Below are 11,563 nucleotides of genomic sequence, written 5' to 3' on the forward strand. Positions count from 1 at the left end.
GTGTCTTGCCGTCCTCCGAGTGCAGCACACCTGACCTGATCCGTTGCGCGGAAAGCGGCTATGGGCGGTCAATCCACTCGTGTGAGTGAACCCCAAGGGAGGCCGGGGGAACGGGCGACGCGGACGGGTGTCGGCTGGGCGTCACCGGGCGATCCGGAGGGTGGTCGAGGACAGGTGGCGCCGCGCGACACCGGGGTACCGCGCCGTCCGGTTGAGGTCGGAGCCGTCGCGGTACCCCGCCGTCGCGGTCACTCCCGGAGATGCCCCTGGAATCCCCGTGCGCGGTCCCCGGTCGAGAACCGTCCTTTGTGGACACCGTGATGCCGGGTGCCGGCAGCGGCGCGGAGAAGGCGCACCGTCGGGCCGCACGACGGGAACCGCGGATGGCGATCAGTATGGTGAGGCGGTGGGAGAAGCCTTCACCGCGCCACGACCGGCGGACGTCCGCGGCCCCGGCCGATTCCTGTGGTGGCTGGTCGCCGCCCAGCGCCGCCGCGTCGCGCTGGGCGCGCTGCTGGGCAGTTCGTGGATGGTGAGCCTGGCCGTGCCCCCGTACCTGCTCGCGCACGCGATCGACGACGGCCTGGTCGCGGGTGACGCCGGTGCGCTCGCGGTGTGGGTGGCGGCGCTGCTGGGCGCGGGCGTCCTGAGCGCGGCGCTCGCCGTCGCCCGGCACCGCACCATGACCAAGGTCCGCATGGACGCCTCGTTCCGCACCATCCGGGCGGTGGTCCGGCACTCCGCCCACCTGGGCGCGACGCTGGGCCGCCGGGTCGACGCGGGCGAGGTCGTCGCCATCGGCGTCGCGGACGTGCAGGTGATCGCGCAGTCGCTGACCGTCACGGGTCCGGGCGTCGGCGCGGTCGTCGCCTACGTCGCCGTCGCCGCGGTGGTGCTGTCGATCTCACCGCCGCTGGCGCTCGTCGTGCTGTGCGGCGTGCCGCTGCTGGCGGTCACGGTCGGCCCGCTGCTGCGCCGGATCGAGCGCACGGGCGCGGGGTACCGCGAGCACCAGGGCGCGCTGACCACCCGGCTGGTCGACGTGCTGGACGGGCTGCGCGTCCTCAACGGCCTGGGCGGCAAGGACCGGCACGCCGCCCGGTTCGGCGCCGAGTCGCGGGAGCTGTGCGAGCGGGGCTACCGGGTCGGCGCGGCGGCGAGCTGGGTGGGCGCGCTGGCGGGCGGCCTGCCCGCGCTGTTCCTGGCCGTCGTCACGTGGCTCGCGGCGCGGCCGGCCGCGACGGGCGCGATCACCGTCGGGGACCTCGTGGCCGTGCACGGCTACGTCGCGGTGCTGGTGGTGCCGGTGGCGTTCTTCATCGAGGGCGGCGGCGACGTCGCGCGGGCCGTGACCGCCGCCCGCCGGGTCGTCCGGCTGCTGGCGCTCACCCACGACCACGCGGACGACCCGGCCGCGGTCGCCGCGCCGCCGTCGCCCGCCACCCTGCGCGACCCCGGCTCGGGCGTGGAGGTCGCGCCGCACCGGCTGACGGCGCTGGTGTCGTCCCGCGCCGCCGACGCCGCCGAGGTGGTCGACCGGCTCGGCCGGTTCGCCCGCTCCGCCGCCACGTGGGCCGGCGCGCCGCTGGCCGCCGTCCCGCTCGGGCGGGTGCGCGACCGGATCCTGGTCGCCGACCACGACGCGGAACTCTTCGCGGGCAGCGTGCGCGAGGTCGTGGCGGGCCGCCGCGACGTGGACGACGACGCCGTCCGGGCGGCGCTGCACGCGGCGGTCGCCACCGACGTCGTGGCGGCGTTGCCGGGCGGCCTCGACGCGCGGATCACCGCGCACGGCCACAACCTCTCCGGCGGGCAGCGCCAGCGGGTGCGGCTCGCCCGCGCCCTGTGCGCCGACGCGGAGGTCCTGCTCGCGGTGGAGCCGACCTCCGCCCTCGACGCCCACACCGAGGCCACGCTGATCAGCCGGTTGCGCGCGGCGCGCGAGGGTCGCACGACGCTGGTCACCACCACGTCGCCGCTGGTGCTCGACCAGGTGGACGTGGTGGTGTACCTGGTGGACGGCGCGGTGCGGGCGGTGGGCGCGCACCGCGACCTGTTGCGCTCGGAGCCGGGTTATCGCGCGCTGGTGTCCCGTGGTGTGGCCGAGGAGGCGGTCGGGTGACCGGGGCGGGGGCGGTGGGCGGCGTGGGGGTTCGTGGCGCGGCGCCGGTCGGCGACGCGTCGCCGTCCCCGCGGGCGGTCGGTGCGCGTCCCGGTCCGGTGCGTTCCGGGCCGGGTTGTCGTGTGCCGGTTCCGCGTAACCGCGGGGAGGGTGCGGGCCGATGACCACGACGCTGCCGGTCGCGACCGGGGCACAGGTCCGCCGCGCGGCGTGGGCGGACGTCCGCGCCGACCGGGGCGCGTTCGTCGCCCTGCTCGCGCTGAACGCGCTCGCCGCCGCGGCCGGCCTCGTCGGGCCGTGGCTGCTCGGCCGCGTCGTCGACGCCGTCGAGTCCTCGCCGGGTCCGGCGGTGCTCGGCGAGGTGGACCGGCTGGCGCTGCTGATCCTGGTCGCGACGCTCGGGCAGGTCGTGCTCGCGCGGCAGGCGCTGCACGTCGGGTACCGGTTCGGCGAGCGCGCCGCCGCCCGCGTCCGGGAACGCCTGCTCGACCGAGTGCTCGCCCTGCCCGCGTCGGTCGTGGAGCGCACGCCCGCCGGCGACCTGATCGCCAGGGGCACCACCGACACCGCGGTGGTCGCCACGGCCCTGCGCAGGGCCGCGCCGGAGGTGTTGGTCGCCGTGGTGCAGGCGGTGTTCCTCGTCACCGCCGTGCTCGTGCTCGACCCGTTGATCGGCGCGTGCGGGCTGGCCTGCCTGGTGGTGGTCGCGCTGGCGCTGCGCTGGTACCTGCGCCGCGCCCGCGTCGCGTACCTCGCGGAGGCGGACGCGGGCGCGCGCCTGGCCGACGTCGTCGCGAGCACCGCGGGCGGCGCGCGCACCGTGGAGGCGCTCGGCCTGGCCCGGCGACGCGAGCAGGCGGCGGAGGACGCCGTCGACTGCTCGCGCCGGGCGCGGCTGCGGACCCTGTGGCTGCGTTCCGTGCTCTTCCCCGCCGTGGACGTGTCGCACGTGCTGCCCGTCGTCGGCGTGCTGGCGGTCGGCGGCGCGCTGTACTTCGACGGCGTGGCGAGCCTGGGCACCGTCGTCGCCGCCGCGGTGTACCTGCGGCAGCTCGCGGGCCCGCTGGACACCCTCATGCTGTGGGTGGACCAGTTGCAGAGCGCGGGCGCGGCGTACGCGCGGGTCGAGGGCCTGGCGGCGGTCGGCGGCGAGCGGCGCGCGTCGGACGCGCCCGCCGACGACCGGATCGAGGTGGCCGGCGTCCGGTACGCCTACGACGGCGGCCCCGACGTGCTGCACGGCATCGACCTGGTGGTGCGGCCGGGCGAGCGGGTGGCGGTGGTCGGGCCGTCGGGCGCGGGCAAGTCCACGCTCGGCCGGCTGCTGGCGGGTGTCGACCGGCCGACCGGCGGCCGGGTCTCCGTCGGCGGCGTGCCGGTCGCGGACCTGGCCCCGGAGCGGCTCCGCCGCCAGGTCGTGCTGGTCACCCAGGACCACCACGTCTTCCGCGCCACGGTGCGGGAGAACCTGCTCGTCGCCGGGCCGGACGCGGGCGACGCGGAGCTGCGCGCCGCGCTCGCCGCCGTCGGCGCGACGTGGGCGGACGAGCTGCCGGACGGCCTGGACACCGAGCTGGGCGGCGCGCACCGGCTGGACGGCGGGCAGGCGCAGCAGCTGTCCCTGGCCCGCGTGGTGCTGGCGGACCCGCACACCGTGGTCCTCGACGAGGCGACGGCCCTGCTGGACCCGACGACCGCCCGCAACACCGAACGCGCCCTCGCGGCGGTCCTGGAGGGGCGCACGGTCATCGCGATCGCGCACCGCCTCCAGACCGCGCACAGCGCCGACCGCGTGGTGGTGCTGGAGGAGGGCCGGCTGATCGAGCAGGGGGCGCACGACGACCTGGTGGGGCGGGACGGGGTGTACGCGGCGCTGTGGCGCTCGTGGCACGGCGACTGAGCGCCGCGCCCGCGTCGGGCGGCCGGTCGCGGGTCCGCGCGGTCGGGAGCCGCCGCCCACCGCGGCGGCGCGGGCGCTCCCGCCCGCCGCCGGCCGCGCGCGGCCCCGGTGCGGGGTGGTCCGCCGCGCCGCCGGCGGCGCTCGGCAGGAGCCCGGCGGTCAGCGTGGCGACGAAGGTGCGATGGCGCACGTCGGTCCCTCCTCGGTGGTCGACGCGGGGTCGACCGCGCCACGAGGATTCCTTGATCCGGCGCGGGGAAACCGGCGTGCGCGGCATTCGCCCCATCCGGTGACGGTCGGCGGCGCGGCGGGCGGTGCGGGCGCGCGGCGGATCGGGGAGGACCGGTCGGTCCGTCGATCGGGTGAACCCGCCCGGTGACCGGTCCGCGGCCCGGCAAAGGCGCCAGGTGGCCGGTCCGTCGGTCGCTCGGTCCGGCGGCCACCCGGTCGGTCCGTCGGCCGGGTGGCTCGCCCGGCCGGGCCGGGCCGGGCCGTGCGCCGGTCAGCCCGTCAGGCCGGGCACCGGTCGGATCACCGGCTGGAAGAACGAGCCGTAGCGGCCCCGGTGGAACACCAGCGGCGGACCCGCCAGGCCCGACTGCGACAGCCCGACCACCCGCGCCACCACGATCACGTGGTCGCCGGCTTCGTGCTCCACCTCGGTCGTGCACGAGATCCACGCCAGCGCGCCGTCCAGCTCCGGCCCGGTCGGCGACGGCGTCCAGCGGACGCCCGCGAACCGGTCCGCGCCCTTCGCCGCGAACCGGCGGCACAGCCACTCGCCGTGCCGGTCCAGCACGTTGACCGTGAACGCGGCGCGCGCGCGGATCGCGGGCCACGTCGAGGAGCCCTTCGCCGCGCACGCCAGCACCAGCGGCGGGTCCAGCGACACCGACGTGAAGGAGTTGCACGCCACGCCGATCGGCTCGCCGCGGTCGTCGGTCGACGTGACGATCGTGACGCCGGTCGGCAGCCGGCCGAGGGTCTGCCGGAAGTGCACCGGGTCGATCTCGGCCATGGCACCCCTCACTCAGCGGAAGACTGACGTCGGAGCGTAGTTCGGGGCCTCCGCGCCGGTACTGGCACCGAGGGCCAGATCGGAGATCGCGATTTGGTTCCCCGGCGCACCCGCCGCGACCGCCCCGTGGTGTTCGCTGGAGCAGCCACCCGCCGGGGAGCCCCGCGGGCCCTCCGCGACCTCGACCAGCGACCTCGATGAGCGACCTCGACCAGCAGCAAGGGGGAACGATGACCGACGGCCCAGGGCACCGGCTCGCGGTGTTCGGCGCGGGCACGATGGGCGTGGGCATCACCGCGCTGGCCATCGGGCGCGGCGTCCCGGTGACGCTCGTGGACGTCGACGCGGAGCGGTTGGCCGCCGCGCGGGCGCGAGTGCGCCACGAGCTGCGCACGGCCCGCATGATGGGCGCGCTGCCGCACGACGGGCCGGTGGGCGACCTGGCGCTGGCGGACGCCGCGGACGCCGCCGCCGACGCCACCGCCGTCATCGAGGCGATCACCGAGGCGGCGGACCTGAAGGTGAAGGTGCAGAACGACATCGCCGCCGTCGTCGCGCCCACCGCGCTGCGCGTCACCAACACCTCGTCCATCCCCGTCGACGAGCTGGCCGGCCAGGTGCCGCGACCGGAGTTCCTGGTCGGCGTGCACTTCATGAACCCCGCCTACCTGATCGGCACGCTGGAGGTCGTGCGCGGCCCGCGGACCGGCGACGCCGCGATGGCGGCCGTGCGCTCGCTGCTGGACGCGCTGGGGCGCAAGCCGATCGTCGTCGACGACGGGCCGGGCTTCGTCACCAGCCGGGTGCTGCACCGCATGATCAACGACGCGGCGCGGGTGGTCGAGGAGGGCCGCGCGACCGTCGAGGACGTCGACGCCCTGATGGAGCAGTGCATCGGCCACCGCACCGGCCCGCTCAAGACCGCCGACCTCATCGGCATCGACAACCTGGTGGACTCGCTGCGGGTGCTCTACGAGCGCACCGGCGACGAGGGCTGCAAACCCAGCGCGCTGCTGCTGCGCAAGGTCGCCGAGGGGCACCACGGCCGCAAGACCGGCCGCGGCTTCTACGAGTACGGGACCGCCTGATGGCCGGGCAGGTGGAGCTGACCGAGACCGTCCTCGACTACGTGCGCGAGGTCTCCGTGCGCGAGGACGACGTCCTGCGGGAGCTGCGCGGCGAGACCGCCGCGATGCCCGCGCTCGCCTCGATGGTCACCATGCCCGAGGAGGGCCAGCTCCTCGCGCTGCTGGTGGGCCTCGTCGGCGCGGAGCGCGTCCTGGAGCTGGGCACCTTCACCGGCTACAGCGCGCTGTGCATGGCCCGCGCCCTGCCGCCGCACGGGCGGCTCGTCACGTGCGACATCAGCGAGCGGTGGACCAGGGTCGCCCGCCGGTACTGGGCGCGGGCCGAGGTGGCCGACCGCATCGACCTCCGCATCGGCGACGCGGCGCGGACCACCGCCGACCTGCTCGCCGAGCACGGGCCGGGCTCGTTCGACCTGGTCTTCATCGACGCCGACAAGGCGGGCTACCCGCGCTACTACGAGGACGCGCTGGCCCACGTGCGCCCCGGCGGGCTGATCGTGCTGGACAACACGCTGTTCTTCGGCCGCGTCGTGGACCCGGCCGCGCGGGACGCGGACACCGAGGCGATCCGGGCGCTCAACGCGGCGCTGCGCACCGACGACCGGGTCGAGCTGTGCCTGTTGCCGATGGCCGACGGCATCACGTTGGCCCGCAGGACGAAGACGTGAACCGGGAGGAAGCATGACCGAGTCGGCGACCCTGACCGAGACCGCGATCGAGGAGCGGATCCAGGAGTTCCTGACCGCGAAGACCAAGCTGCGCTGGGAGCCGGAGGTCGACCTGTTCGCGTCCGGCGTGGTGTCCTCGCTGTTCGCGATGGAGCTGGTGGTCTTCGTGGAGAGCACCTTCGACGTCGCGGTGGAGGGACCGGACCTCGCGCTGGACAACTTCCGGACCGTGCGCTCGATGAGCGCGCTGGTGACGCGCCTGCGCGACGGGCAGCCCGGTGCCTGACGACCTCGCCCCGCTCGTCACCGAGACCGTCGGCGACGCCGCCGACGGCTGGGACACCGCGGGCGCGATCCCCGTCGAGCTGCTGCGCGGCCTCGGCGCCAAGGGCGTCCTGTGCGCCGAGGTGGCCGCCGAGCACGGCGGCCTCGGGCTGTCCGGCGCGGCCAACGGCGAGCTGACCGCGCACACCGGGGCGCTGTGCAGCTCGCTCCGCAGCGTCATGACCTCGCAGGGCATGGCCGCGTGGACCATCCAGCGGCTCGGCGACCGGGCGCAGCGCGCCGAGCACCTCGCCCGGCTGACCGGCGGCGACCTCGCCGCGGTGGCGTTCAGCGAACCCGGCGCGGGCAGCGACCTGGCCGCCGTCGCCGCGGAGATCCGCCCCGACGGCGACCACGTGGTCGTGCGCGGCGTCAAGACGTGGATCACCGCGGCGGCCTACGCCGACGTCGTGGTGGTCTTCGGCCGCTACGGCGGCGGCGCGGCGGCGGTGGTCGTGCCCACGTCCGCGCCGGGCGTGCGGGTGGAGCGGGTGCCGAGCCCGATGGGCTGCCGCGCGGCGGGCCACTCCACCGTCACCCTGGACGACGTCCGGCTGCCGGCGGACGCCGTGCTCGCCGCGGCCGGCCAGCCGATCACCATGCTGACCACCATCGCCCTGACCTACGGCAGGCTGTCCGTGGCGTGGGGCTGCGTCGGCATCCTGCGCGCCTGCCTGTCCGCCGCGGTCGGGCACGCCAAGCGGCGCGAGCAGTTCGGCGCGCGGCTGCTGGACCACCAGCTCGTGGCGCGGCACGTCGCCGAGCTGTACGTCGCCGAGCGCACCGCCACCCACGCCTGCGCCGAGGCCGCCGCCGCGTGGGACGCCCGGTCGCCGCGCCAAGCCGCCGCGGCGGTGCTGGCCAAGCACGTCGCGTCGGGCAACGCGGCGCGTGGCGCGGCGTCGGCCGTGCAGGTGCTCGCCTCGGCGGGCGCGGTGGACGGCCACGTCGTGGCGCGGGCGTACCGCGACGCCAAGCTCATGGAGATCATCGAGGGCAGCACCGAGATCAGCCAGCTGATCCTGGCGGAGCACGCCGCCGCCACCTGCTGAGCGCGCACCCACACCGTGACCACCGGGGGAACCATCATGGCCGACCGGCCGCTCGTGAAGTGCCTCGTCTGGGACCTGGACAACACGCTCTGGCAAGGCACCCTGCTGGAGGACGGCGAGGTCCGCCTCAGCGACGCCGTGCGCAAGACCGTCGTCGAACTGGACGCGCGGGGCGTGCTCCAGTCCGTCGCCAGCCGCAACGACCACGACCACGCCTGGGCGACGCTGGAGAAGCTAGGCGTCGCCGAGTACTTCGTGCTGCCCCGCATCCACTGGGGCGCGAAGTCGCACTCGGTGCGGGAGATCGCCGAGGAGCTGAACTTCGCCCTGTCGACGATCGCGTTCATCGACGACATGCCCACCGAGCGGGCCGAGGTGGCCCACCACCTGCCCGAGGTGCGCTGCTTCGACGCCGCGCAGGCCGAGGAGCTGCTGCACCTGCCGGACTTCAGCCCGCAGGTGGTGACCGTCGACGCGCGCCGCCGCCGCGAGATGTACCAGGCGGGGTTCCGCCGCGACGCCGAGCGCGCCGGGTTCGAGGGCCCCGACGAGGACTTCCTGCGCACCCTGGAGCTGGTGATGCGCATCGGGAAGGCGAAGGAAGCCGAGCTGTCCAGGGTCGAGGAGCTGACCCTGCGCACCAGCCAGATGAACGCCACCGGCATCCACTACTCGGACGAGGCCCTGCGCGCGCTCGTGTCGGACCCCGACCACGAGGTGCTGGTCATCTCGCTGGCCGACCGGTTCGGGCCGCACGGCGCGGTCGGCGTGATGCTGGTCGAGCGCGGCGCGGCGGCGTGGCGGCTCAAGCTGCTGGCCACGTCGTGCCGGGTGGTCAGCTTCGGCGCGGGCGCGGTGCTGCTGCGCTGGCTGGTCGACCAGGCGGCCAGGGCGGGGGTGCACCTGGTCGCGGACTTCCGCAGGACCGACCGCAACCGCATGATGGAGGTCGCCTACCGCTTCGCGGGGTTCGCGCCCGCCGGTTGTGAATGCCTCGCCGGGTTTGACACGACGGGCGCGGATGCCGGCACAGTGGGCATCGAACGCCTGCACCTGGTCCCGGGTTCGCAGCAGGCGCCGACGACGATGGCGGTGTTCGCCCCCGAGCTGCACCGCCGCGGCGAGGCGCCGGTCGAGTGGTCGTCGACCTGAGGGTCCCGCCGCGTGCGGGTACCGGGACGGGCGAAGGCACGACGGGGTGAGCCCCGGGCCGTCCGACCGGCGCGGTCCGACCCACCCCGGCACGCGACGGGAGCGCAGGGGGACGGATGCACTTTCGAGTTCTTGGCCCGCTGGAGGCCGAGGGCGCCGGGCGGCGGGCGCAGCTGGGCGGTGGTCGCCAGCGGGCGACCCTCGGCCTGCTGCTGCTGCACGCCAACAAGGCCGTGGCCACCAGCACCCTCCTGGACGGGCTCTGGGGCAAGGACAACGCGCCCCCGACCGCCCGCAAGGTGCTCCAGAACGCCGTGCGCGGGCTCCGCGTGGTGTTCGCCGAGAACCAGCGCGCCGGTGGTTCGCCCACCCTGCTCACCCGGTCGCCCGGCTACCTGCTGCGGGTGGAGCCCGAGCGGATCGACCTGTTCCAGTTCGAGCAGCTGGCCGAGCAGGGCCGCGCCGAGCTGGCCGCCGGCCGCACCAGGGCGGCGGCCAAGATCCTGCGCTCGGCCCTGGCGCTGTGGCGCGGTCCCGCCCTGGCCGACCTGGTGGAGGCGGGGTACGGCTGGGCGGAGCTGACCGCCGTGCAGAACCTGCGGCTCGACGTCCTGGAGGACTACTTCGAGGCGGAGCTGGCCAACGGCAGGCACCTGGCGGTGCTGGCGAAGCTGACCGAGGTCGCGGAGGCGGAGCCGCTGCGCGAGCGGCTCAGCCACCAGCTCATGCTGGCGCTGTACCGCAGCGGCAGGCAGGCCGACGCCCTGTCGGTCTACCGGCGGGTGCGGTCCGCGCTGGTCGAGCGGCTCGGCCTGGAACCGGGGCGCGACCTGCGGCTGCTCCAGCACGCCATCCTGGCCCACGACCCGGCGCTGCTGGCGGCCGGGTCGGGCGCCGGTCGCGCCGGCGCGGCGCCGCCCCGGCCGGAGGGTCCCGTGCACCTGCTGCCGCGACCGGTCGCGCCGTCGCGGGTGAGCGCCATCCTGATCGGCGTGGAGGTCGGCGCGGGCCTGCGGCACGTGGTCGACGGCGTGCTGGCCGACGTGGTCACCGCAGTCACCCAGGAGGTCGCGCTGTTCGGCGGCACCCTCACCCAGTCGATGGGCACCATGTCGCTGGCCGTGTTCCCGGACGAGCCGGACCGGGTCGATTGCGCCGAACGGGCGGTGCGCGCGGCGGTGGCGGTGCGCGACCGGCTCTGCTACCCGACGACACCGCACTCGGCCCGGCACGTGCTGCGCGTCGCCGTGGCCACCGGCGAGCCGCCCGCGGACCGGCCCTCGGCGCTGGACATCGGCGGCGCGCTGCTCGTGGAGTGCGAGTCGCTGGTGCTGTCGGCGGACGCGAACGAGATCGCGGTGTGCGACCGGACCCGCGCGGTGATCGGCTCGCCGCAGGGCGGTCGCCACGGGGTGCCGTTCGGGGGACCCGCGCGGCGGATCGGGCCGCCCGCCGCCGACCGGGGCCCGGAGCTGGACGTGCTCGACAGCGTGCTGGAGCGGGCGCGCGGCTGCGGGAGGCCGCACCTGGTCTCGGTGCTGGGCGCGCCGCGCACCGGCAAGTCGTGGCTGCTGGCGGCGTTCGAGCGGCGCGCGGCCAGGACGGCGGTCGGCCTGCGGCTGCCCGACCGGCGGTTCACCGCCGCGGCCACCGCGCGGCTGCGGCGGGACGTCCTGTTCGCGTGCTGCCACGTCGCGCCGGAGGACGGCCCGGTGACGGCGCGGGACAAGCTGCACCGCGCCGTGCTGCACGCGGTGCGCGACCGGCACACCGCGATCCGCCTGTCGGCGCGGCTGCGGGCGTTCACCGACGTGGTGGACGCGGTGGGCGGCGCGCTCGACGACGGGGACGAGGCGCTGGTCGAGGACTGGTGGGAGCTGGTGGCCGCGCTGCTGTGCCGCCGCCCGCTCGCCGTGCTGGTGGACGACCTGCACCTGGCCGACGACGCGCTGTGCGACTTCGTGGGCGAGCTGCTCGGCCCGCCGCGGCCGGTGCCGCTGCTGGTGGTCACCGCCGCCGACCCCGGCCTGTTCCTGCGCCGCCCGGAGTGGGGCGCGGGCAGGCCGCACGTCACCACGGTGACGCTCGACCCGGTCGCCGACGGGACCGCCGCCCTGCTGCCGGGAGACGGTCACCTGGAGGATCGTCGCACCGCGGCGACCCGCGTGTCCTAGCCGACGACACCAGTTTCGCCACCCTCTTTTGGTGTTCCAGCACCGACGAACCGGCGCGCCGTCCG

Annotated in this window: 9 protein-coding genes; 8 read left to right on the forward strand and 1 reads right to left on the reverse strand. The window is 76.1% G+C overall.

What is annotated here, in order from left to right; genetic code table 11:
- Positions 1–406 precede the first annotated feature (406 nt).
- Positions 407–2,122: an ABC transporter transmembrane domain-containing protein gene (locus C8E97_RS12015; RefSeq protein WP_246018824.1), complete on the forward strand. Its 1,716-nt coding sequence runs from the start codon at positions 407–409 to the stop codon at positions 2,120–2,122.
- Positions 2,123–2,282: 160 nt separating this feature from the next.
- Complete coding sequence (locus C8E97_RS12020) at positions 2,283–4,022, forward strand: ABC transporter ATP-binding protein (protein ID WP_121004669.1); 1,740 nt, start codon at positions 2,283–2,285, stop codon at positions 4,020–4,022.
- Positions 4,023–4,524: 502 nt separating this feature from the next.
- Here the strand turns inward: C8E97_RS12020 and C8E97_RS12025 are convergent.
- The gene (locus C8E97_RS12025; protein ID WP_121004672.1) at positions 4,525–5,040 is read right to left on the reverse strand and encodes a flavin reductase family protein; all 516 of its coding nucleotides are present in this window, start codon (positions 5,038–5,040) and stop codon (positions 4,525–4,527) included.
- A 230-nt stretch (positions 5,041–5,270) separates the two neighbouring features.
- Between C8E97_RS12025 and C8E97_RS12030 the strand changes: the two genes are divergently transcribed.
- From C8E97_RS12030 to C8E97_RS12055, 6 genes are all read left to right on the forward strand, one after another.
- On the forward strand, positions 5,271–6,128 hold the full coding sequence (locus C8E97_RS12030) for a 3-hydroxyacyl-CoA dehydrogenase family protein (protein ID WP_121004675.1): 858 nt from the start codon (positions 5,271–5,273) through the stop codon (positions 6,126–6,128).
- Positions 6,128–6,796 carry an O-methyltransferase gene (locus C8E97_RS12035; RefSeq protein ID WP_121004678.1) on the forward strand — a complete coding sequence of 223 codons (669 nt, stop codon included), beginning with the start codon at positions 6,128–6,130 and terminating at the stop codon, positions 6,794–6,796. The genes C8E97_RS12030 and C8E97_RS12035 overlap by 1 nt, the downstream gene beginning before the upstream one ends.
- A gap of 13 nt (positions 6,797–6,809) precedes the next feature.
- On the forward strand, positions 6,810–7,082 hold the full coding sequence (locus tag C8E97_RS12040; protein WP_121004680.1) for an acyl carrier protein: 273 nt from the start codon (positions 6,810–6,812) through the stop codon (positions 7,080–7,082).
- Entirely contained in the window at positions 7,075–8,172 is a 1,098-nt protein-coding gene (locus C8E97_RS12045; RefSeq protein ID WP_121004683.1) for an acyl-CoA dehydrogenase family protein, read from the forward strand. The genes C8E97_RS12040 and C8E97_RS12045 overlap by 8 nt, the downstream gene beginning before the upstream one ends.
- 36 nt (positions 8,173–8,208) lie before the next feature.
- Complete coding sequence (locus tag C8E97_RS12050; RefSeq protein WP_121004686.1) at positions 8,209–9,324, forward strand: HAD-IIIC family phosphatase; 1,116 nt, start codon at positions 8,209–8,211, stop codon at positions 9,322–9,324.
- A gap of 116 nt (positions 9,325–9,440) precedes the next feature.
- A complete protein-coding gene (locus C8E97_RS12055; RefSeq protein WP_121004689.1) occupies positions 9,441–11,498 on the forward strand; it encodes an ATP-binding protein in 2,058 nt (685 codons plus the stop codon).
- The last annotated feature ends 65 nt before the right edge of the window (positions 11,499–11,563 follow it).

Origin of the sequence: Saccharothrix australiensis (genome assembly GCF_003634935.1) — a bacterium.
Lineage (GTDB): Bacteria > Actinomycetota > Actinomycetes > Mycobacteriales > Pseudonocardiaceae > Actinosynnema > Actinosynnema australiense.